Genomic DNA, 21,168 nt, shown 5'->3' on the forward strand with positions numbered 1-21,168 from the left:
CGGTCGAGCCCCCGCCGCAGGCACCACGATGGATGGAGGGAGCGTACTGCGTTCACGCCAACTTGGCCGATTGTCCACCTGCACGTCGGTCATCACACCCAGCGCGACCAACATGCCAAGCCGCCGGGGAGGCAGGTCCCGAGACACGACCATGCCTCCCATCCGCGCCGTACGCGCAGGTGGGAGGCATGATCACAAACCCTACTTCTTCTTGCCCTGGTTCTTGACCGCCTCGATCGCCGCTGCGGCCGCGTCCGGGTCGAGGTACTGGCCGCCCGGGGTCACCGGCTTGAAGTCGGTGTCCAGTTCGTAGGCGAGGGGGATGCCCGTCGGGATGTTCAGGCCGGCGATGTCGGCGTCCGAGATGCCGTCGAGGTGCTTGACGAGGGCGCGGAGGGAGTTGCCGTGGGCCGCGACCAGGACCGTGCGGCCGGCCAGGAGGTCGGGGACGATGCCGTCGTACCAGTACGGGAGCATCCGGTTGACGACGTCCTTGAGGCACTCCGTGCGGGGACGCAGCTCCGGGGGGATGGAGGCGTAGCGGGGGTCGGCGGACTGGGAGAACTCCGAGTCGTCCGGAAGCGGAGGGGGCGGGGTGTCGTACGAGCGGCGCCAGAGCATGAACTGCTCCTCGCCGAACTCGGCCAGCGTCGCCGCCTTGTCCTTGCCCTGGAGGGCGCCGTAGTGGCGCTCGTTCAGGCGCCAGCTGCGGTGGACCGGGATCCAGTGGCGGTCGGCCGCCTCAAGGGCCAGCTGCGCGGTGCGGATCGCGCGCTTCTGGAGGGACGTGTGGACCACGTCGGGCAGCAGGTCGGCGTCCTTCAGGAGCTCACCGCCGCGGACTGCCTCCTTCTCGCCCTTCTCGTTCAGGTTGACGTCCACCCAGCCGGTGAACAGGTTCTTCGCGTTCCATTCGCTCTCGCCGTGGCGGAGGAGGATCAGCTTGTACGGTGCGTCGGCCATGGGTCAGAGCGTAATCCACGTATTCGGGGCGCAGGGCGGGCGGCCGGGGGCCGTCCCAGGGGGCGGACAGCCGACTGCATCTGTTAATTGAGTGGCTCAGGCGAGCGGTCGGTATGTAAGTTCCATTCGTTACGTGCAGCGCTTACATTTGCCCCTGGGGGAGTCATGCCGTCCGCCGCCCTGCGACGCGCCGTCCGGGAGACCGTATCCGGTCTGCCCCGGGAGTTCTGGTGGCTGTGGACCAGCACCCTCGTCAACCGGCTGGGCGCCTTCGTCGCCACCTTCATGGCCCTGTACCTGACCGTCGGGCGGGGGTACAGCGCGTCGTACACCGGGCTCGTCGTCTCCCTGCACGGGCTGGGCGGGGTCGTGTCCTCGCTGGCGGGCGGGGTGCTGGCCGACCGGCTGGGGCGGCGGCCCACCCTGCTCCTCGCCCAGGGGTCCACCGCCGGGGCCGTCGCGCTGCTCGGGTTCGTCCGGGATCCGGTCGCCATCGCCGCGGTCGCCTTCCTCGTCGGCGTCGCCTCCAACGCCTCCCGGCCGGCCGTGCAGGCCATGATGGCCGACATCGTGCGGCCCGAGGACCGGGTCCGGGCCTTCTCGCTCAACTACTGGGCGATCAACCTGGGCTTCGCCGTGTCCTCCATGGGCGCCGGGTTCATCGCCGAGGTCAGCTACCGCGCCGGGTTCCTGATCGAGGCGGGGATGACCGCCGTCTGTGCCCTCCTCGTCTTTCTCCGGCTGCCCGAGTCGCGGCCCGAGCGCGCCGCCGCGGAGGCCGTCGGGGGCCGCGAGGTCAGCCTCGGGACCGTGGTGCGCGACCGGCGCTACATGGGCGTCGTCGGGCTGTCGTTCCTCGTCGCCCTGATCTTCCAGCAGGGGTCGGTCGGGCTGCCGGTGGCGATGGGCGAGGCCGGGTTCTCGCCCGCCGACTACGGGATGGCCATCGCCGTGAACGGGGTGCTCATCGTGGTGCTCCAGATTCCGGTGACCCGGGTCATCCAGCACCGGGATGCGCGCTCCCTGCTGGTCGTCTCGTCCCTCCTCGCCGGGTACGGCTTCGGGCTCACCGCGCTGGCCGGGTCGGTCGGGGTGTTCGCGCTCACCGTGTGCGTGTGGACGCTCGCCGAGATCGTCAACGCCCCGACCCAGACGGGGCTGGTGGTGCGGCTCTCGCCGGTGCACGGGCGGGGCCGGTACCAGGGGATGTACACGCTGTCCTGGTCCGCCGCCGCGCTCGTCGCGCCGCTGCTGTCCGGGGTGGTCATCGACCGGTTCGGGGCGCGCTGGCTGTGGGGGGTGTGCGCGGTGCTGGGGACGGCGGCGGCGCTCGGGTACGGGCTGCTGATGCGCCGGCTGCCGGAGGAGCGGCACGGCTCCGTCACGGGGACCGTGGAAGGGGAGGATGCCAGGGCCGGGGTGGGCGCCTGACGGCTACGGGGGTGCGGTGCGTGGGCGGCCCCTGTCCCGGTCGGTCGGGAACCGAAGGGCAGGGGCCGGGCCGCCGCACCGCGCGTCGGTGCGCGTCAGTCCGTGCAGCCCGTGACGATCGTGGGGCTTCCCGCGCAGTTCGTCGGGGTGTTGCGGGTGATGGTCGAGGCCTTGACCGTGAACTGGTTGGTCGTGAAGACGCCTCCGGGGGCCACCGTGGCGGAGTTGTTGCGGACGTGGCTGTGGTCGAGGGTGACCGATCCGCCGTTGTTGTTGAAGATGCCGCCGCCCTGGGCCGAGTTGCTGCCGACGCTCGGGCCGTTCGCGCTGTTGCTGAGGACCTTGCTGCCTTTGAGGACGAGCACGCCGCTGCCCGTGGAGTTGTAGACGCCGCCGCCGTCGCCCCCCGGGGCCGCGGCGACGTTGCCGCTGAGTTCCGTCTTGTCCAGCGTCAGCCGCGCCGTGTTCAAGAGGCCCCCGCCCGTGAAGCCGGTGGTGTTGTTCACGATCTTGCTTTCGCTGATCTCCGTCATTCCGCCGGTGTCGGCGACGCCGGCACCGCCGAAGGTCGACGTGTTGCGGCTGATGACGCTGGCATGGACGAAGGCGTTGCCGCCGGCCTGGGCGAGTCCACCGCCGGCGATCTGGGCGTGATTGCGGCTGAACTCGGAGTCCTCCACGATCAGCGTCCCCTGGTTGTACAGCCCGCCGCCGTTGTTCGCGTTGTCGAACGCCAGCCAGCCGCGCCGGATGATCGCCGTGGCGTTGGGGGACACCGCCACACCGCCCCCGTTGCCCGAGGCGGTGCTGTAGATCACGTCGGCTCCCGTCAGCCTGAGCTTGCCGCCGCCGTCGACGAGGATGCCCCCGCCGTTGCCGTTGGCCCTGCCGCCACGGACGGTGAGGTCCTCCAGGCGGAGGTTGCCGCCGGAGACGACCTCGAAGATCCGGAAGGTGGCGGTCGGGCTCCCGGTGCGGACGATCGTCGCGCCGTTGCCCCGGATCGTGAGGTTCTGGTCAATGGCCGGCAGGCCGTCACCGGAGCTGCCGATGGGAGTGGTCAGTTCGTAGATGCAACCGGAGGAGAGCGACAGGGTCTCGCCCGGGGAGGCGCCGAGGATGGCGGTGGTCAGCGCAAGCGTGTTGCAGGCGACGGGGGTCGAGGAATCGTCGCCGCCACCGGCGGCCGCCGGTCCGCCCGTGACGCACGTGACGACCGCCGCCGCGACCGCGGCCGAACTGGAGAGTCTGATGTATCGCATGACTCTGAGATGCGACATTCACGAAGATCATGCTCAGATACGATGATCCGCTCACCCGGTCACGCCATGTGATTCCATCTACCGGCTCAGCGAGTCCGCTCTCACGGATGCATCCGCGCGCCCTTCAGCACCTTGTCCACCGCGTTCCGCGGCCCGTACACCGCGAGCCCCACCAGGTCCAGCTCCGCGGTGGGCACGGCACGCACCACCGCCCGGTTGTCGCGGTCGTTGCCGGTCGAGAACAGGTCCGCGGTGAAGACGGCCCGGGGCAGGGCCCGGCCCAGCGCCCGCTCGTGCGCCGCCTTCAGCGTCTCCTTCGTGCCCTCGAAGACCAGCACCGGCTGCCGGAACATCGGCAGGTACGCCACCCCGTCGGCGTCCTCGTAGGGCTCCCCGACCACCTCGGGGGCCGTCGCGCCCAGGCCGCTGACCAGGAACGCGGTGACGTTCAGCCGCTGCCAGGGCTCCAGGTCCGCCCGCAGCAGCACGGCGATCTTCGTGTCGAAAGTGCTCATGCCCCGAGACTGCCGGGCGTCGTTCGTCCGGGTCTTGTACGTTCTTTGCATGGCCGCCCGGCAGCACGTCACTCAGGGAGTCGCCCAGGGAGTTCCCCAGGAAGTCACCGCCTGGCGCCCCCGGGTCCCGGGCGTCACCGAGGTCTTCCACGCGCGCTTCACCGAGTACGCCTACCCGATGCACGTCCATGACGCCTGGAGGCTGCTCATCGTGGACGCCGGCGCCGTACGGTACGACCTCGACCGGCACGAGCACGGCACCCCCGGCGACACCGTGTCCCTGCTGCCGCCGCACGTCCCGCACAACGGCTCCCCGGCCACGGCGGACGGCTTCCGCAAGCGCGTGGTGTACCTGGACGGGACCCTCCTCGGGGAGGACCTGATCGGCGCGGCCGTCGACGGACCCGACCTGCGGGACCCGCTGCTGCGGTGCCGCGTCGGCCAACTGCACTCCGCCCTCGCCCGCCCCGGCGACGAACTGGAGGCCGAGAGCCGGCTCACCCTCATCGGTGAGCGGCTGCGGGGCCTGCTCCGCCCCCGGCTCGTGACCGAGAGGCCTTCCGACCCGGCCCTCGCGCGCTCCCTGCGTGAACTCCTGGACGAGCGGGTCGCCGACGGGCTCGCCCTGGAGGAGGCGGCACGCCTGCTGCACGCCCACCCGGCCCACCTCGTACGGGCGTTCAGCGGCGCGTACGGCATCGCCCCGCACCAGTACCTGATGTCCCGCCGGGTCGGCCGGGCCCGCCGGCTGCTGCTCGACGGCGTACCGCCCGGCGAGACGGCCACCGCCACCGGCTTCTACGACCAGGCTCATCTCACCCGGCACTTCAGGAAGCTGGTGGGGGTGACCCCGGGGCGTTACCGCGACAGCGCGCGGTACGTCACCTGACGTCGACGTAGTCCCCGGCGGAGGTCGCGCCGCCCGTGGTGGCCGTGGCACCGAAGGTCCACCGGTAGTAGCCGTCGGCGGACGCCTTGACCGTGGTCTTCAGAGCGCCGGCCGAGTCGGCCTTCACGGTCTTCAGCGTCGTGTAGGTGCTGCTGCCCTTCGCGCGGAACTGCAGCCTGGCCGACTTGCCGCCGAAACCGGTGTACTTGTGCTTCACCCAGTCCGCGCGCGTGATCGCGCCCTTCACGGTGAGCGTCCTGCCCTTGGTGACGGGCTCGGGGGTGGCGTCGGCGGTGACCCTGGCCGCACGCAGGACCTGCACGGCGCCGAGGCCGGTCAGGATCTCCTGGCTCTTGAGCTTGTCGTCCGAGCCCCAGATCTTCGCGGCCGCCGCGATCTTCCAGGTCGTCGCGTCGTTGTCGGAGTCCAGGGTGTAGCGCGGCTCGATGTAGAACTCGCCGCCGCAGTCGGCGGGCTGGGAGCCGTTCTCGCCGCAGCCGACGGAGCTGATGTAGATGCCGCCGTCCGCATTGCCCTTGGCGGCCGTGGTGTCGTGGTACAGGAACGGGAGCACCTGTGCGTCGGAGAGCTTGACGCCGGACGGCCAGGTCATGCGGAAGGTGAAGCCGGGCTGCACCGTCGCGCTGGTGCCCACCACGATGGGCCTGCCCTTGTTCACGACCATCCTGGTCACCGTGATCCCGGTGTCGGCCGCCGCCGCGGACGGTGCCGCGAAGACCCCCAGGGCCAGCGCCCCCGCGAGCACCACCGCCGAGCCGGAAGATCTGCCTGCGCGCATGCACAACCTCTTCACTGACGAGAGAGAAGGTAAATGCCGGGTAAGGACCCGGGCCACGGCAGGCTAACAGCAGCGGGACGGACGTCAGTTCGAGGCCCCTCGACGACGCCTAGAGCCTCCGCTGCGCCTCGTACAGGTTCCGCGGCCGTACCGCGTCCCAGGTGTCGTACAGCTCCAGGCGGGAGTTCAGGTCGCCGGTGAAGTCCGGTACGTCGATCTGGTCGAACTCGGTGACCGTGTTGAGGCCGACCGTGGCGGAGTACGGGGCGAGCCCGTCCAGTCTCATCAGGCCCGCGCGGCCGTTGGTCACTCGAACGTTCCAGTGGGTGAAGCGGGCGCCGAACAACGGCCCGGCGTTGGCGTCGCCGCCGTGCCGGCCGTTGTTGTTCACGGTGATGTCGGTGCGGACGTTGGCGAACGGCAGGCCGCGGTGCGAGTCGAAGGTGCCCATCTGCATCTCGCCGCGCGACCAGACGTTGTGCGAGGACAGCCCCTCGACGTTGATGCCGTGCAGCTGGGTGTCGGCGGGGGCGGGGACCGTGCGCTGCTCGACGGTGAAGTCCTCGACGAGGTTGTCGTGCGAGCCCTCGCGGCAGAAGTAGGGGTGGTGCTCGCCCCGGCCGCCGACCCGGGTGCGGCGCAGGGTGCAGGCGGAGGCGGCGACCAGGCCGAAGCCGTTGTCGACGTTGCGGACGGTGACGTCGTCCACCCAGCAGTCGTACGCGCACTGCAGGACGACCCCGTTGTAGCCCTTGTCGAGCAGGTGCGGGGACTGCGGGGTCTCCATGACGTCGAGGGTCAGGCCCTCGACGCCGGAGCCGGTCAGTTCGCGGACATGGGTGGTGAACAGGGGGTTCCACTCGGGGCGCAGGTCGACCGGAAGCGGGCGTTCCAGCGTCACCCGGCGACCGCGCACCGCCGTGACCCGGACGGGCCACTCGTAGGGGACGTACGACAGCAGCTTGGTCTTGTCCTCCCAGTAGTACGCCGCCGGGCCCGGGCCGCCGCCGGACATGTGCTGGAGGAGGGTGTGGGCGGTGTCGTCGGCGACCCGGAGCAGGACCAGGCGGCCGGGGCGCAGGCGGGAGGGGTCGGTGACGGTGACCGTCCGGTCGCCCCGGCGGGCCGGTTCGACGGGCGTCAGTTCCTCCCACTCGTCCCGCTTGTTGCCCGTCCAGCCCTCGAAGGGCCAGTCCTGCGCCTTGACCGCAGCGACCAGGGAGTCCCAACGGGGCTTCGGGGCCAGCCAGATGAGCCCGCCCGCCCAGGACCACGCCGACTTCGTGCCGCCGTAACGGGAGCCGTACGGGCCGATCAGTTCGGTGAGGTTCTTCGTCGCGTACAGCGTCGTACGGCCGCTGCCGGCGCCGCGCAGCACCACGTTGTCGTAGCCGATCAGGACCATGCCGTCGATGCGGAAGGTGCCGGGCGGGATGGTGACCGTGCCACCGCCGGCCCTGGCGGCAGCGGCGATGGCACGGTTGATCGCGGGGGCGCAGTCGGTGACGCCGTCGGCGACGGCGCCGTACGCGCGGACGTCGGCGACGACCGGGAGGCGGCGGATGCGGGCCGCTCCGGCCCGGCCGACGTAGGGGATCTGCGGGTGGGTGAAGGGGGTCCGCTGGAACTCCCGCCAGAGGGAGGGCACTTGGCCGTCGGAGGCGTGGGCCGTGCCGCCCGTCACGACGGTCGCGGCCACGGCCGTGGCGCCGGCGAGCAGGGTCCGTCTGGTGATGGGGCCGGTCAGGGGGCCGGTCATGCCGTGGTGCGTGGTGCTCATTCCGTACGTCCTTCCCATGGCGGCTTTCATGGTTGTGAACGACGTTCATGTCTGCGTCTGCGGTGAGCATGCCATGACGCCCTGACACCTCGAAAGAGTCGTGCAGGGGTCAATCAGGTCTGGACCTGAAGTCAGTCAGCAGGGCGTTCGATCAGATGCGTGAACGCGTCCAGATTCCGCGTCGACTCGCCCCGGGACACCCGCCAGGCGTACTCCTTGCGGATCGCGGAGGCGAAGCCCAGCTCCAGGAGGGTGTTGAAGGCGCCGTCCGCGGCCTCCAGGACCTGGCCGAGGAGGCGGTCGAGGTCGGGGGCGGTGACGGAGGAGAGCGGGAGGCGGGCGGTGACGTAGACGTCGCCGAGGCGGTCGACGGCGTAACTCACGCCGTACAGCTTGAGGTTGCGCTCCAGGAGCCAGCGGTGGACGGCCGGTTCGTTCTCGTCCGGGTGCCGGATGACGAAGGCGTTCAGGGACAGGGAGTGGCGGCCGACGAGGAGGGAGACGGTCGTCTTCAGCTTGCGGGTGCCGGGGAGCTGCACGACGTAACTGCCGGACCCGGGGCTCTCCCACTCCAGCTCGGCGTCCTTGAGGACCTCCTCGATGACCTGCGCGGCCTGCCGTTCCTGTGAAGCGTCACCCATGGGCCGAGCGTACGCGACGGCGGTGCGACTGGGTCGCGGCCAGGTAGACGTCGGCGGTGGCGGCGGCGGCCGTGTCCCAGCCGAAGCACTGGGCGTGCCGGGCGGCGGCATTGCCGAAACGGTCCGCCAAAGACGTGTCGTCGGCGAAACGGCGCAGCACTCGCGCGTAGTCGGCCGGATCGTGCCCGCGCACCAGGAAGCCGGTCTCGCCGTCCCGTACGGCCACCGGGAGGCCGCCGACCGAGGCGGCGAGGACGGGGGTGCCGGCCGCCTGGGCCTCTATCGCCACCAGGCCGAAGGACTCGCTGTAGGAGGGCATCACCAGGACGGAGGCCGCCCGGAACCAGTCCACGAGCTGTTCCTGGCCGACCGGCGGCCGGAACCGGACGACGTCCGCTATGCCGAGCCGCGCGGCCAGCTTCTGGAGGCCCTCCGGCTTGGCGAGCCCGCTGCCGCTGGGGCCGCCGACGATCGGTACGACGATCCGGGAGCGGAGCTCGGGGCGCTCGTCGAGGAGGACGGCCACGGCGCGGAGCAGGACGTCGGGGGCCTTGAGGGGCTGGATGCGGCCCGCGAAGAGCGGGATCAGGGCGTCCTGCGGGAGGCCGAGGCGGGCGCGGGCCGCCTTTCGTCCGTCCGCCGGGCGGAAGCGGTCGAGGTTCACGCCGGGGTGGACGACGGCGACCTTGGCGGGGGCGGCGGCGTAGTGCCGTACCAGCTCGTCGGCCTCTTCGGAGGTGTTCGCGATGAGGCGGTCGGCGGCGGCCACGATCTGGGTCTCGCCGATGACCCGGGCGGCGGGCTCGGGGGTGTCGCCGTCGGCCAGGTTGGCGTTCTTGACCTTGGCCATGGTGTGCATGGCGTGCACCAGGGGGACGCCCCAGCGCTGGGCGGCGAGCCAGCCGACGTGGCCGGAGAGCCAGTAGTGCGAGTGGACGAGGTCGTAGTAGCCGGGACGGTGGCCGGCCCAGGCCTGCATCACGCCGTGCGTGAAGGCGCACAGCTGGGCGGGGAGGTCCTCCTTGGCGAGGCCCTCGTAGGGGCCGGCGTCGACGTGCCGGACGAGGACGCCGGGGGCGAGCTCGACGCACGGCGGCAGGCCGCCGGAGGTGGCCCGGGTGAAGATCTCGACCTCGATATTGATCGCGGCGAGGCGCTGCGCGAGCTCGACGATGTAGACGTTCATGCCGCCGGCGTCGCCGGTGCCGGGCTGGTGGAGCGGTGAGGTGTGCACGGAGAGCATCGCGACGCGGCGGGGGCGACGGGGCCGGCGGAGCCGGGAGGCGGCCGACGGGGAGTGGCGCCCGAGCCTGCCGATGTACTGGCTCACGTGGCGGTCCTCCTTTGTGCGGGCATGCCGGTGGGAGGACGTCTGCCGCCCTCCAACGGGGTGCAACGCGGAGGGAGGGATTCCCATTCCGAGGGGGGTTGATTTTGCCGACACATTGCCTGATGTCGCTCAACCGTTCGAGGGTGGGATGCGTGGGGTGGTTCGGTTGGGGATTCGGGTGCGGGTGGGTGGGGGCTGGTCGCGCAGTTCCCCGCGCCCCTTTCGGGGCGCCTCACTTCAGGGCGCTTTACCCTCATAGGCATGAATGCCCGCGCCGCCTCCCGCCCCGTGGGAACGGTGACGCGCGGGACCACCAATCCCAATCGGCTGCGCCGGATGGACCGGTGGATCGCCGCCACGCACGGGGCCGGACTGCGGCGCGCCGACGAACCCGTTGCCGTCGACCTCGGTTACGGGGCCGCGCCCTGGACCGCTGTGGAGTTGCTCGGGCGGTTGCGTACCGTCGCGCCACGCGCGCGGGTCGTCGGTGTCGAGATCGAGCCCGCGCGGGTCGTCGCGGCCAAGCCCTACGAGCGGGAGGGGCTCACCTTCCGGCACGGTGGCTTCGAGATCCCGGTGCCCGCGCGGCCGTTGCTGATCCGCGCGGCCAACGTGCTGCGGCAGTACGACGAGAGCGAGGTCGCCGAGGTGTGGCGGCGGCTGTGCGGGCGGCTCGCGCCCGGCGGGCTGCTGGTGGAGGGGACCTGTGACGAGATCGGGCGGCGGCACGTGTGGGTCGCGCTCGGCGCGGAGGGGCCGCGGACGGTGACCTTCGCCACCCGGCTCGGGTCCCTGGAGCGGCCCTCGGACCTCGCCGAACGGCTGCCGAAGGCGCTGATCCACCGCAATGTGCCGGGCGAGCCGGTGCACGCGTTCCTGCGGGACTTCGACCGCGCGTGGGCGGCGGCCGCGCCCTACGCGTCGTACGGCGCCCGGCAGCGGTGGGTGCGGGCGGTACGGGAGTTGACGGCCGACTGGCCGGTGACGGACTCGGCGGTGCGCTGGCGGCAGGGCGAAGTGACGGTGGCATGGGGGGCGTTGGCGCCCACGGCCTGAGGGGGCGGCGGGCCGGGAACGATCTCGGTGAGTCGTTCGTCACAAAGCCGGGGAGATCGTCGTGCTCGGGGGGAAACCGGGGAGGAACCCACCTGTCGTTACGTCTGCCGCTTTACCTCTGTCACTTTGCGGCACTACGTGGCACGATCCTCCACGTGTCGTAAGTTACTGACGGTTAATCAGTTTTTTTGGGGGGTCGGGTCATGGGACCGGACAAGCACACCGTCCGGCCGGGTGGGCGCGGGATCCTGGCGACGGCGGTGACCGTGGTCTGCGCGGTGACGGTGCTGGCGGCACCCGGCACGGCGTTCGCGGCGCCCAGTCCCTCCCCCTCGCCCAGCACCTCGGCCGCTGCCTCCCCCAGTCCCTCCGTGACTCTCCCGGCGGACAAGGACCTCGAGGCGGTTCGCGAGAAGCTGGACGGGCTCTACCACGACGCGGCCGTCGCCACCGACGCGTACAACGCCGCCGAGGAGGCGGCCCGGAAGCAGTCCGCCGAGATCGTCGACCTGGCCAGGAAGATCGTCGAGGGGCAGCGGAAGCTCGACGCGCTGAAGGAGCGGGCGGGCCGGGCGGCCGCCGCCCAGTACCGCACCGGCGGCCTGCCGGACACCGCCCAGCTGATGCTGAGCGACAACCCGTCCGAGTTCCTGGACGGGGCCGGGCGGGTGCTCCAGGGCGAGCGCGCCACCAAGGCCCTGATCAGGGAACTGACGCAGACCCAGCAGGACTTGAAGCAGTACGCGGCGGACGCGGCCGACCAGTGGAACAGGCTGGAGGCCGGCCGGAAGGCGAAGGCCGCCGCGAAGAAGAAGATCAAGCAGCGGATCGCCGCCGCCGAGAAGCTCCAGTCGACGCTGGAGAAGAAGCAGAAGGAGCGTCTCGCCGAACTGGAGCGGGAGGCCGCCTACAAGGCGCAGACCGCCTGGCTGGACACCGGGATACTCGACGAGATCCACAGCAAGGCGTCCGCGGCCGGCAAGAAGGCGGTCGCGTTCGCCACCGCCCAGCTCGGCAAGCCGTACGTGTGGGGCGCGGAGGGCCCGGACTCTTACGACTGCTCCGGGCTGACCTCGCAGGCCTGGGCGAGCGCGGGGAAGCCGATTCCGCGCACTTCCGAGGAGCAGTGGGCGCAGCTGAAGCACATCGACGTCAAGGACATGCGCCCCGGCGACCTGATCATCTACTACGACGACGCCAGCCATGTCGCGATGTACATCGGGGACGGCGCGATCATCCAGGCCCCGCGTCCGGGGCGGACGGTGTCGATCGGCGGCGCGGGATCGATGCCGATCCTCGGGGTGGTACGGCCGGACGCCTGAGCATTACCAGGCACTTTGGGCGTGATATCCCTTTCGTGAGCTGCGTCATGTGACCCAGTCCACCGCCAACGCCCGCCCAAACTCGGGTGGCACGTGACCTTCGTCATCCCCGCCGGGCGACCTTCTTGTCCAACTGCGGTACGGCAAGCGGCATATGCCAATGGCTTGAGACGGAGCGACGCGGCTCACACCATTCCGTTGCGGCGGCCAGTACCGCTATGGTCCCCGTCTGGTGGGTCGAGGTCCCTCGCCCCGCCATGCCCTCGGGGGGAGGGAAGGAACCCGACACGATGCCCGTACCCGTACCGCGGCAGAGAGCGATCCCGGCCGTGGAGAGTGGTCAGGCGCCGGCCGTCGCGCCCGCACAGGGCGGCGGCCTCCTCAAGGAAGAGGCCAACCGCACGGAAGCCGTCGCACCGAACACCGGCGGCACCACTCTCACACTGCTGCTGATCGAGGACGATCCGGCCGGTTCGCCGGTCCTGCCCGAGTTGCAGGACGCGTCCGGCACCTCGATCCGCGTCCGCACCGCCCGCAACCTCACCGAGGCCGAGCGGCTGCTGACCGACGACGTCCACTGCATCCTGCTGGACCTGGCGCTGCCGGCGCCGGGCGGCAAGGACACGGAGGGCGAGCTCGCCGTGCTCAAGCACGTGCTGGAGCTCGCGCCCCGGCACGCCGTGCTCGCGCTCACCGCCTCCGGTGACGCCGAGCGCGGCACCGAGGCCGTGCGCGTCGGCGCGCAGGACTACCTCTTCCGGGACGAAATGGACGGGCGGCTGCTGAGCCGCGCCATCCGGTACGCCGTCGAACGCAAGCGTTCCCTCACGACCGAGCGCAAGCTCGCGGAGGGGCGGCTGCGCGCCCAGGAGAACCGCCGGCTGGAGCGGGGCCTGCTGCCCACGCCCCTGCTGGAGGGTTCCTCGCTGCGGTTCGCCGCCCGCTACCGCCCGGGCCGCTCCCGTGCGCTGCTCGGCGGCGACTTCTACGACACCGTGCGCACGCCCGACGGGACCGTGCACGCGATGATCGGTGACGTCTGCGGGCACGGCCCGGACGAGGCCGCGCTCGGCGTGGAGCTGCGGATCGCCTGGCGGGCGCTGACCCTGGCGGGGCTGAGCGGCGACGAGCTGCTGGGCACGCTGCAGGAGGTCCTTGAGCACGAGCGCTCCGACGACGAGATCTTCGCGACGCTCTGCACCGTCGACATAGCGCCGGACGGGCGCCGGGCCGGGCTGTGCCTGGCCGGGCATCCGGCGCCGCTGATCGCCCGGCCCGGGCGGCCGGCCGAGCTGCTGCCGTACGACAACAACGGGCCGGCGCTGGGGCTGCTGAAGGGTGCCCGGTGGCCGCGGATGCAGGTGAAGCTGGGCGCCGAGTGGAGCCTGATGCTCTACACCGACGGTCTGATCGAGGGCCGGGTGGGCTCGGGCGGGGAGCGGCTGGGGCAGGACGGGATGGTCGAGATGGTCCGCCGACAGCTTGCCTCCGGCCTGACCGGGGAGGCGTTGCTGCGGGCGGCGGTGAATGAGGTGCGGCAGCTCAATGGGGGCGAGCTGACGGATGACGTGGCCGTTGTGCTGCTGGACCGGGGGGTTTGAGCGGCGGCTCGCCGTAGGGGTGCTGTCGTCAGCCTGGTACGGGTGGTTCGTGGCTGGTCGCGCAGTTCCCCGCGCCCCTTCGGGGCGCTTCAGCGGCCGCCGTTGTACGGGCCGTACGGGCCGTCGCTGCTGCTTCCGCCGCGGCGGCCTCGCCAGCCGCCACCGCCCCCGGACACCTGCTTGACCGCGGGGCGGACGTCGACGAGGTAGACGATGCTCCCCACCAGGCCCGCGATCGGGAGGATGGAGAGGATCGAGAAGAGGTAGCTGACGACCAGGGCGATGGCCAGGATGATCAGCCAGAAGATCTTGTTCTGCTTGTCGGCCGCGCGGAAGGCGTCCTCGCGCCGGAACACGGCGTCGACCAGCCCGAACGCGGCCAGGGCCATCAGGACGATCTTCAACAGTCCCAGGAACCCTGCGAACCCCAACATCAGCATGCTGCCACCGCCCGCTCTCTCCCGATCCCTACGCGGCCACCGTACCCGTAGAACGGGCCGGGCACCCCAAGGGTGCCCGGCTCGTACGTTCTGCTGACGCCGCGGCCGGTTACTTGGCCGGCGGGGTGGTCTTGCGGACCGGGGTGGCCTTGCGGGGGGCCGGGGTCTTCTTGGCGGCCGGGGCCTTCTTCGCCGCGGCCGGCTTGGCCTCGGCGGCCTTCGGGGCCTCCGCCTTCTTCTCCTCCTCCTTGACCACGACCGGCTCGGGCCTGCCCTCGACGGCGATGGCCAGGTCCTCGATCTCGTCGGCGGCCTCGCCGCGCCAGGTCTTCACGGCCTGCTCGCCGTGCTCCGCGACCTTCTCGTAGGTCTCACGGGCCTTGACCGCGTACTCGGCGGCCACGCCGACCCCGCGCAGGGCGAAGTCCTGGGCGGACTCGCCGAGCTTCTTGAGGTCGCCGTCGAGGGACACGATGAAGTCGTTGACCTTGGACTGGAGGTTGGCCTGCGCCTCCTTGGCCTTGACACCGGCCTCCTTGGCACGGGCGGCGGCCTTCTCCTGGACGGCCTTCGGGTCGGTGTGACGCACCGCGTCGATGCGGGCCGGGGCCTCGCTGCGCAGCTGCTCGACCAGGCCGGGGACCTTCTTGGCCTGCTGGAGGGCCAGGTCGGCGGTGCCGGCGGCGAAGTAGAACGGAGTCGGGTCGCTGAGGGTCTTGCGCAGGTCGTCGGTGATGGCCATGGTGATGGTCCTCCCGTATTAAAGTTCGACTGAGGGTTCTGTGATCCGCGGCGCGGCGGCCGGCGCGCTTGGCCGGCTCATCCGGCCGTCCGCCGCGGATCGGTCTCGCTGTCGGCGTCGTCGCCCTCGGCGCCGGGGGTGTCCGTGTCGCTCGCGCGTTCCTCGCCCGACCCGAAGCCGTTCTCTTTCCTGAACGACTCGTAGATCTGCAGCAGCACCTGCTTCTGCCGCTCGTCGAGGGTGGGGTCGGCGAGGATGACCGCACGGGTCTCCACCTCGTTCAGATCCCGCTCGGCGTCGAGGATTCCGGCGCGGACGTACAGCGTCTCGGCGGAGATCCGCAGGGCCTTGGCGACCTGCTGGAGCACCTCCGCGCTCGGCTTGCGCAGCCCGCGCTCGATCTGGCTCAGGTACGGATTGGACACCCCGGCGGCATCGGCGAGCTGCCTGAGCGACAGCTGCGCGTTGCGCCGCTGTTCACGCAGATACTCACCGAGATTGCCGACGTTCAGCGATGCCATGCCTCCACCCTGCCCCACCCCCGCTAACAATTGCAAGCACCTGCTTGCAAAAGTGCGCCGCGCCATACCCGGACGGCCGAGCGTCAGGCACGACAGGTGTTGTCCGTTCCCGGTGCTTGTGCCGGGTTCCCCACTGGAACTGCTCGGTGCACTTCACCGTTACCGCTGGTCAGAGGCGTAGTTTCGAGCCTAGCGGGCTGACGGGAGATCGGGGGCGGGTTCGTCTGCGGTAGCGGCAGGCGCGAGCGATGCCCTGGTGGCGCCTGCGCCAGTGGGACCAGAACAGTGCACCGGCCCCATGCCGTGCGAGCCAGGGGCCACCAGCTGCCGGCAGACGCCCGACCTCAGCCATAGCGAGCGGGACCGTCCGGCTCCGTCGTTGCTGCCGCCCCCCTTTCGACCGCGACGCGGTCATGGCGGCGAGGAAGGCGTACGCGAGCATGGCCAGGACCAGTACGAGGTCCGGGCGCACAGGCCAGGCAATGGGCGAGCTCATCGGGGCCAGGCTGCGGCGCGCCATCACCCAGCGGTGATGGGCGGGCGGATGCGGATCGAAAACGATGTCGAGGGGCGGCTGGGCGACAGCCAAGTCGTAGATGTGTGGTCCCTTGGCGCCATCTCCGCGGAAGATTCGCTGCCGGGCGTAGCCGCGGTTGCGCTTCCGGGCCCGGCAGGAAGACGTCATCTGCCCGGGCCACTGCGTCTGGGCGCGCGGACGCCTCGCCGTCCGCGCGGCCTGCGAGGCCGCGAAGAGACTCTGCCGGGAGAGGAACAAGATCGGTATTTTCCACAGGAAGACCGGTCGGCGTCCGACGGACGCCCTCGGCCTCAGGCGGAGCGTCCGTCACGACGATCCGGAGTCCGAAGCCGCCTACTACACGAACATGCTCGAACTGACCTGATCCCGTCTTCCCTCTAACTGTTCGGTGTCCCGGCCGACTTCTGCTGGTTGATGGAGAGCACACCCGGCATCGAGGTATTAGTCCAAGAGATCCGAAAGACCGTCAACCCCTACTTCAACTGACACCCGTATTCGCACTGCAAGAGCTATCCGACTTTCACCGAGCGGGTCCTCGACGAACTACGCCGGTGCGTGTACCGGGGACGGCCGGCTGTCGTTCTTCGCGCCTGCCCAGCGCCGCGAGGGTCAGGGTCGCGGTGACTGACGCGACCGCCCCTCAGCGTCATCGCCGCGGCCATGGAGGCCAGTTGGGCCAACGAGGCCGACGGAGGCGACGGTAACTGCCACGGCCGACAGCGCCACTCCTGACTACAGGACGAAAAACAGATGGGGAACCGAACACGGCCGCACCACCTGAACTAAGATCACGAAATGTCATGAGACATTACCGAGAAGAGTTCTTTTGACCATAACCGACCCTACTCAAGAAGTCTCCGACAACCCGTAGAAGGAAGCGAAGAGCCATTTTTTTTGCTTGCAGAGGTTTGCGGCGATGGCTCATGATCGCCGTATGTTTTCCACGGGGTGTCATTTTCAAGTACTGGGACGTATTGAGGTTCAGATTGGAGACGTGCGGGTCAAAATCGGGCGGCGCCGGGAGCGACTGCTGCTCGGGCTTCTCCTCCTCGAAGTGGGACACACCGTCCCGGTCCGCCGGCTGATCGAACTGCTGTGGAGCGGCGAGACGGTGCCCGGTAGTGCACGTTCCAGTCTGCACACGCACGTGTCCCGGCTCCGGAGCCTGTTACAGGGAGTCAGGTCCGAGGAGCAGGGACCCGTCATCTCCTCGGACGGCGCCGGGTACGCGCTGCACGTCGCGCCCCAGTCCGTCGACGTCCATCATTTCCGGTCACTCGTCCGCCAGGCGGACCGGGCCTCAAGTGCGGGTGAGTGCGCCGCGCTGCTGGACCGCGCGCTCGACGAGTGGCAGGGCCCGATCCTGGGCAGCGACGCCTCATCGGAGCTGGTGCACTGCCTGGGAGCCGGACTCGACGAGATGTACCTCTCCGCGCTCACTCTGCGGGCAGAGGCACGGCTGGCACTCGGTCAGCACGACAGCCTGCTCGAGGAACTGGCCCACTCCGTACGGGAACACCCCCACCACGAGCGGCTCACCGTGCTGCGCATGTGGGCGCTGTACAGCTCCGGGCAGCGTAGCGAGGCACTGGCCGCCTACGAGGAGACACGGGCCCGGCTGGCCGACGAGCTCGGGCTGGACCCCGATTCCGAGCTGCGACGTGCGCACGAGTTGGTCCTGCAGGCCGACCGTACGGGCAAGGAGTGGCCGCGCGATCTGATCGGTGACCGGTGGCGGGGACCGGTCACCGTGGGGGTTCGGCCCAGAAGGGACCGGCCTGCGGTCCGCACGGCCGTGCCCGTGACCTCCATATTGTCCTCCACCAGCGGGTTCATCGGCCGGGCTGCCGAACTGAACAGGTTTTCGATCCTGGCCGAGAGCGTTCGCGACGACGCCCGCACCGTCGCGGTCGTGGGGGCCGCCGGCAACGGCAAGACGGCGCTCGCCCTGGAATGGGCCCGAGGGCGTCGTGGCGACTTTCCGGACGGACTGGCGATCGTCGACCTGCAGGGCCACGCCGCCCGCCCACCGCTCACCTCGGCCGACATCCTGCGCGGCGTGCTGTCCCAGTACGGGCTTTCTTCCGCCCGTCTGCCCCACGACCTGGCCGAACTTACGGCGCTGTACCGCAGCGAGTTCGCCGATCGCCGCGCCCTGCTCGTGCTGGACGGTGCGGCGTCCGTGCGGCAGGTGCTCCCCCTGCTGCCTCCCGCTCCTGGCTCGTTCACCGTGGTCACGAGTCGCAACCGCCTGGGCGGCCTGCTGGTGAAGGCGGGCGCGGCGATGCTCCAGCTCGGCCCGCTGTCCCACGACGACGCGCTCCAGGTGCTCAGGCGGGTCGTCGGAGCTCAACGCACCCAGGCGGAGCCCCGCGCCACAGCCGAGATCGCTTCCCGGTGCGGATACTCCCCGCTTGCGCTCCGCATCGCGGCGGCCAACCTGGTCATGCATCCCGCATGCCGCGTCGCCGACCATGCCGAGGCGCTGCGGTACGGCAATCCGCTGGACTGTCTGGCCCTCGCCGGAGACCAGAGCTCGTCGATGGAGCGCTCGCTCGCCCTTTCCGTGCGACGGCTCAGACCCGAGGCGGTGGCGTTCTTCAGAGCTCTCGGCGCGCTCTCCGGTCCGGCCTCCTCCCTGACAGACCTGGAAAGGTTGACCGGCCTGCCCCGACCACAGGTGTCGGAGATGCTCGATTCCCTGTTCGCGGAGCACCTGATCCATGTCGACGGCGCGAACCGCCTCCACATGGACGTTCTCGCCTGGCAGTACGCGAGACTCCTGGCCGAGGCCGAGGCAGGCAAGGCGGCGAACGGCCCGGTGGGGGGGTGCGTCGCCTGATCCGCCGGGAAGCGAGGCCGAGGAGCGGCACTGGCCGCGGGCCCGGTCAACGGGCGGGCCCGTTCCGTGCCTGCGCGCGAGACATGCCGGGTCGATCCCCGGTTCGCACGGACCGGACATCCGGTACGGCCACCACGGCCAGCGTCACCGTGACGATACAGAGGCCCGCCGCGGCCAGTACCCGCCCCTGCCCGTACGCGCCGGTGAGCGGGCCCGCCAGGAACTGGCCCAGCGGAACGGCGGCCAGTGAACCGAGGACCTGGTACGACGTCACCCGGGCGAGCAGTCCCGGCGGGACCCGCTCCTGGACGGCGACGGTCAGTGCAACGCCGACCTGCTCCATGGCCGTACCGGCCAGGAAGGCGGCCGGTATCAGCGCCTCGGGGTGCGGATCGGCCGCCAGGGACCAGGGCAGTGCCGCGCTCACCGCCGTCAGCAGCACACCGGTGGCGAGCGCCGCACGAGGCCGCCAGCGCAGCGCGAGCACTCCGCCCGCGATGGCGCCCGCGGTCTGGGATGCCAGTACCAGCCCCCAGGTGCGTGGCCCGGTGTGCGCCTCGGCCACCGCGGGGCCGATGACCTGAACGCTGCCCGCCCAGACCAGCTGCCAGGCGCAGGCGTGCAGGACGACCGTCCACAGCCAGCGGTGGCGGAAGAACTCCTCCCGGCCGGCCCGCAGGTCGCCGAGCAGCGAACGCCGGCCGGCCCCCCGCGGTGTCGCCGTCAATCGGATCCGGCCGAAGAACAGTCCCGCCACAGCGAAGGACGCGGCGTCGGCCAGGATCCCCCAGCCGGGCCCCGCCCAGGCGATGAGCACGCTTCCCGCGGCGGCTCCGCACACCGTGGCGATGCCGGTGAGCGTGCGCAGGAGCGCGTTGGCCCGGCGCAGCAGGTCAGGGGGGACGGTCTGGGCGACGAGGGCCGTGGTGGTCGGCAGCTCCACCGCCGCGAAGGCCCCGTTGAGGGCGGAGAGCAGCATCAGCAGCTGCACCGAGGCGACCCCGCCGAGCAGGCTCAGGCCGGCCACGGTCTGGGTGACGGCCGCACCGAAGGACGTGCCCCGCAGCAGCATCCGGCGCGGGAACCGGTCGGCCAGGACACCGCCGAAGAGCGTGGTCGCGACCGCGGCCAGCGAACGGGCCCCGACCACCAGACCGAGCTGCGTCACGGATCCCGTGAGGTCGAGAACGGCGAAGGAAAGTGCCACGGGAGCCATCCCGTTGCCGACGAAGCCGGCGGTACGGCCCCAGGCCGTGGTCCTGAAGGCCGCGTGCGCCAGGGGTCCGCTCACGTGGGAAACGGCACGACGGGCACCCGGTACCGGGCCGGCAGGTCGGCGTCACCCAGCACGGGCCTTCCGCAGGCGAGGGCGAACGTCGCGAACTCGTCCGGTCCGGGCGAGCCGAGCAGACCCTCCACCTCGGTGTCCCGGAAGGCGCCCGTCATCGCCGCACCCAGGCCGAGTGCCGCGGCGGTCATGGAGAACACCTGGGCCATGTGGCCGACGTTGTGCAGCAGCACCTTGTAGGCGCGCGGATTGCGGTACTTCCAGGACATCCGCGTCGCGAACGCCGTGGTGAACACCCCGAAACCGGCCGCCTCGAAGAACCCCTGCCGGAAGGTGAGGTGTTCCATGGTCTCGCGCGACACGGGCTCCCCCACGGAAACGAGTCCGTGCCGGATGCCGTCGTAGCGGTAGGTCCCGGGCTCCACCCCCCGCACGTTCAGGGCGACCACGTAGGCCTCCGTCTCGTGCCGTGAGCCGCCGGACGCGTTCGCCCGCAGCTGGAGGACACCCATCGGACCCGCGTCGATGAAGCGGAGCGGTCCGAAGCTGTAGTGCAGCAGGGTCGCGAACGCGTCGAGCGGGGTCGCCTCCCCCGTGAAGTCCCGGTGGGTGCGCCGCCCTTCGAGCACGTCCTGGAAGGACACCGGCATGCGCGCCCGGACCCGCGGCAGCAGCAGCACATCCTCATCGGGCCGCGTCTTCTTGGAGTTGGCCGGGCGGACGCGGTTCCGCAGCCCCTCGTGGTACTCGTCGACCCCCTCGGACTCCGGGCGGATGAAGGGCGTGTCGCGGATGCTCTGGTGGAACTGCCAGGTCAGCGCGCCCCATTCGCGCCAGGGCCCGGGCAGCTCGTCGTCCCCGGCGTCGTCCACCGGGACGAGGTAACCGAGTCCGCGCAGCCTTTCGACCGCGTGGGCGACGGCCTCCGACTCGGCCGCCAGTGCCTGCGGGTCGACGCCGTGCACGGCCGTGGTGAGGACCCCGGCCACCGAGGGATGCACCTTCAGCCGTCCTTTGATCCTCGGACTGGACATATAGGTGCCGTCCGCACGGACACTGAAGAACACCGGGTCGATCAGGCGAAGTTTCACGGTCCCCCACTCCTCGTCTCCGGCGGCTCGGCCCGGCCGGTGTCGCGCGTCCGTGCCGTTTGACCGGGCCGCCGGCAGGGACCCCCCGGCGAACTTTTAACGGGGCGGCTATCAGAG

18 protein-coding genes are annotated in these 21,168 nt (G+C 70.9%); 6 read left to right on the forward strand and 12 right to left on the reverse strand.

The features are described 5' to 3' along the window. Positions 1–201 precede the first annotated feature (201 nt). On the reverse strand, positions 202–963 hold the full coding sequence (locus ACWGKQ_RS07465; protein ID WP_453290916.1) for a phosphoglyceromutase: 762 nt from the start codon (positions 961–963) through the stop codon (positions 202–204). A 165-nt stretch (positions 964–1,128) separates the two neighbouring features. Between ACWGKQ_RS07465 and ACWGKQ_RS07470 the strand changes: the two genes are divergently transcribed. Beyond that, the gene (locus ACWGKQ_RS07470) at positions 1,129–2,394 is read left to right on the forward strand and encodes an MDR family MFS transporter (protein ID WP_453290917.1); all 1,266 of its coding nucleotides are present in this window, start codon (positions 1,129–1,131) and stop codon (positions 2,392–2,394) included. A gap of 95 nt (positions 2,395–2,489) precedes the next feature. Here ACWGKQ_RS07470 and ACWGKQ_RS07475 read toward each other — a convergent pair whose 3' ends face one another. Further along, complete coding sequence (locus tag ACWGKQ_RS07475) at positions 2,490–3,656, reverse strand: hypothetical protein (RefSeq protein ID WP_453290918.1); 1,167 nt, start codon at positions 3,654–3,656, stop codon at positions 2,490–2,492. A 101-nt stretch (positions 3,657–3,757) separates the two neighbouring features. Continuing rightward, the gene (locus tag ACWGKQ_RS07480) at positions 3,758–4,222 is read right to left on the reverse strand and encodes a DUF2000 family protein (RefSeq protein WP_453290919.1); all 465 of its coding nucleotides are present in this window, start codon (positions 4,220–4,222) and stop codon (positions 3,758–3,760) included. Between ACWGKQ_RS07480 and ACWGKQ_RS07485 the strand changes: the two genes are divergently transcribed. Next, a complete protein-coding gene (locus ACWGKQ_RS07485; protein ID WP_453290920.1) occupies positions 4,221–5,060 on the forward strand; it encodes an AraC family transcriptional regulator in 840 nt (279 codons plus the stop codon). The genes ACWGKQ_RS07480 and ACWGKQ_RS07485 overlap by 2 nt on opposite strands. On the opposite strand, the gene ACWGKQ_RS07490 is transcribed toward ACWGKQ_RS07485, so the two are convergent. From ACWGKQ_RS07490 to mshA, 4 genes are all read right to left on the reverse strand, one after another. After that, positions 5,053–5,859 (reverse strand): hypothetical protein, encoded by an 807-nt coding sequence (locus tag ACWGKQ_RS07490; protein WP_453290921.1) that lies wholly within the window; start codon positions 5,857–5,859, stop codon positions 5,053–5,055. The two genes, ACWGKQ_RS07485 and ACWGKQ_RS07490, sit on opposite strands and share 8 nt — an antisense overlap. A gap of 109 nt (positions 5,860–5,968) precedes the next feature. After that, a complete protein-coding gene (locus ACWGKQ_RS07495; protein ID WP_453290922.1) occupies positions 5,969–7,639 on the reverse strand; it encodes a glycosyl hydrolase family 28-related protein in 1,671 nt (556 codons plus the stop codon). A gap of 131 nt (positions 7,640–7,770) precedes the next feature. Further along, a complete protein-coding gene (locus tag ACWGKQ_RS07500) occupies positions 7,771–8,280 on the reverse strand; it encodes a YbjN domain-containing protein (protein WP_453290923.1) in 510 nt (169 codons plus the stop codon). Continuing rightward, positions 8,273–9,610 (reverse strand): D-inositol-3-phosphate glycosyltransferase, encoded by a 1,338-nt coding sequence (gene mshA, locus ACWGKQ_RS07505; RefSeq protein WP_453290924.1) that lies wholly within the window; start codon positions 9,608–9,610, stop codon positions 8,273–8,275. The genes ACWGKQ_RS07500 and mshA overlap by 8 nt, the downstream gene beginning before the upstream one ends. Before the next feature lie 261 nt (positions 9,611–9,871). Here mshA and ACWGKQ_RS07510 point away from each other — a divergent pair, with 261 nt between their 5' ends. The 3 genes from ACWGKQ_RS07510 (at position 9,872) to ACWGKQ_RS07520 (ending at position 13,589) form a co-directional block, all read left to right on the forward strand. Next, complete coding sequence (locus ACWGKQ_RS07510; protein WP_453290925.1) at positions 9,872–10,666, forward strand: class I SAM-dependent methyltransferase; 795 nt, start codon at positions 9,872–9,874, stop codon at positions 10,664–10,666. 203 nt (positions 10,667–10,869) lie between these two features. Then, a complete protein-coding gene (locus tag ACWGKQ_RS07515) occupies positions 10,870–11,988 on the forward strand; it encodes an NlpC/P60 family protein (RefSeq protein WP_453290926.1) in 1,119 nt (372 codons plus the stop codon). 290 nt (positions 11,989–12,278) lie between these two features. After that, positions 12,279–13,589, forward strand: coding sequence for a PP2C family protein-serine/threonine phosphatase (locus ACWGKQ_RS07520; RefSeq protein ID WP_453290927.1), 1,311 nt, complete (start codon positions 12,279–12,281; stop codon positions 13,587–13,589). A gap of 89 nt (positions 13,590–13,678) precedes the next feature. Here the strand turns inward: ACWGKQ_RS07520 and ACWGKQ_RS07525 are convergent, their stop codons facing one another. The 3 genes from ACWGKQ_RS07525 to ACWGKQ_RS07535 all read right to left on the reverse strand — a co-directional run bounded on the left by ACWGKQ_RS07525 (position 13,679) and on the right by ACWGKQ_RS07535 (position 15,292). Continuing rightward, entirely contained in the window at positions 13,679–14,029 is a 351-nt protein-coding gene (locus tag ACWGKQ_RS07525) for a DUF2516 family protein (protein ID WP_453290928.1), read from the reverse strand. Positions 14,030–14,138: 109 nt separating this feature from the next. After that, on the reverse strand, positions 14,139–14,771 hold the full coding sequence (locus ACWGKQ_RS07530) for a hypothetical protein (protein ID WP_453290929.1): 633 nt from the start codon (positions 14,769–14,771) through the stop codon (positions 14,139–14,141). A gap of 77 nt (positions 14,772–14,848) precedes the next feature. Next, positions 14,849–15,292 (reverse strand): helix-turn-helix domain-containing protein, encoded by a 444-nt coding sequence (locus tag ACWGKQ_RS07535; RefSeq protein WP_453290930.1) that lies wholly within the window; start codon positions 15,290–15,292, stop codon positions 14,849–14,851. 1,532 nt (positions 15,293–16,824) lie between these two features. On the opposite strand from ACWGKQ_RS07535, the gene ACWGKQ_RS07540 reads away from it, so the two are divergent. Further along, complete coding sequence (locus ACWGKQ_RS07540; RefSeq protein WP_453290931.1) at positions 16,825–18,672, forward strand: BTAD domain-containing putative transcriptional regulator; 1,848 nt, start codon at positions 16,825–16,827, stop codon at positions 18,670–18,672. A 46-nt stretch (positions 18,673–18,718) separates the two neighbouring features. On the opposite strand, the gene ACWGKQ_RS07545 is transcribed toward ACWGKQ_RS07540, so the two are convergent. Together ACWGKQ_RS07545 and ACWGKQ_RS07550 are read right to left on the reverse strand one after the other, a co-directional pair. After that, positions 18,719–19,963, reverse strand: coding sequence for an MFS transporter (locus ACWGKQ_RS07545; RefSeq protein WP_453290932.1), 1,245 nt, complete (start codon positions 19,961–19,963; stop codon positions 18,719–18,721). Further along, positions 19,960–21,051 carry a SagB/ThcOx family dehydrogenase gene (locus ACWGKQ_RS07550; protein ID WP_453290933.1) on the reverse strand — a complete coding sequence of 364 codons (1,092 nt, stop codon included), beginning with the start codon at positions 21,049–21,051 and terminating at the stop codon, positions 19,960–19,962. Before ACWGKQ_RS07550 ends, ACWGKQ_RS07545 begins: the two co-directional genes overlap by 4 nt. Between the last annotated feature and the right edge of the window lie 117 nt (positions 21,052–21,168).

The organism is Streptomyces sp. NPDC054770 (assembly GCF_053611985.1).

Excerpts from the sequence above, each read along its gene's own strand:
- ACWGKQ_RS07500 (WP_453290923.1), bottom strand. The coding sequence starts at position 8,280 with ATGGGTGACGCTTCACAGGAACGGCAGGCCGCGCAGGTCATCGAGGAG.
- ACWGKQ_RS07530 (WP_453290929.1), bottom strand. The coding sequence starts at position 14,771 with ATGGCCATCACCGACGACCTGCGCAAGACCCTCAGCGACCCGACTCCG.
- ACWGKQ_RS07495 (WP_453290922.1), bottom strand. The coding sequence starts at position 7,639 with ATGAGCACCACGCACCACGGCATGACCGGCCCCCTGACCGGCCCCATC.
- ACWGKQ_RS07515 (WP_453290926.1), top strand. The coding sequence starts at position 10,870 with ATGGGACCGGACAAGCACACCGTCCGGCCGGGTGGGCGCGGGATCCTG.
- ACWGKQ_RS07525 (WP_453290928.1), bottom strand. The coding sequence starts at position 14,029 with ATGCTGATGTTGGGGTTCGCAGGGTTCCTGGGACTGTTGAAGATCGTC.
- ACWGKQ_RS07485 (WP_453290920.1), top strand. The coding sequence starts at position 4,221 with ATGGCCGCCCGGCAGCACGTCACTCAGGGAGTCGCCCAGGGAGTTCCC.
- ACWGKQ_RS07470 (WP_453290917.1), top strand. The coding sequence starts at position 1,129 with ATGCCGTCCGCCGCCCTGCGACGCGCCGTCCGGGAGACCGTATCCGGT.
- ACWGKQ_RS07535 (WP_453290930.1), bottom strand. The coding sequence starts at position 15,292 with ATGGCATCGCTGAACGTCGGCAATCTCGGTGAGTATCTGCGTGAACAG.
- ACWGKQ_RS07520 (WP_453290927.1), top strand. The coding sequence starts at position 12,279 with ATGCCCGTACCCGTACCGCGGCAGAGAGCGATCCCGGCCGTGGAGAGT.
- ACWGKQ_RS07475 (WP_453290918.1), bottom strand. The coding sequence starts at position 3,656 with ATGCGATACATCAGACTCTCCAGTTCGGCCGCGGTCGCGGCGGCGGTC.
- ACWGKQ_RS07465 (WP_453290916.1), bottom strand. The coding sequence starts at position 963 with ATGGCCGACGCACCGTACAAGCTGATCCTCCTCCGCCACGGCGAGAGC.
- ACWGKQ_RS07480 (WP_453290919.1), bottom strand. The coding sequence starts at position 4,222 with ATGCAAAGAACGTACAAGACCCGGACGAACGACGCCCGGCAGTCTCGG.
- ACWGKQ_RS07510 (WP_453290925.1), top strand. The coding sequence starts at position 9,872 with ATGAATGCCCGCGCCGCCTCCCGCCCCGTGGGAACGGTGACGCGCGGG.
- ACWGKQ_RS07490 (WP_453290921.1), bottom strand. The coding sequence starts at position 5,859 with ATGCGCGCAGGCAGATCTTCCGGCTCGGCGGTGGTGCTCGCGGGGGCG.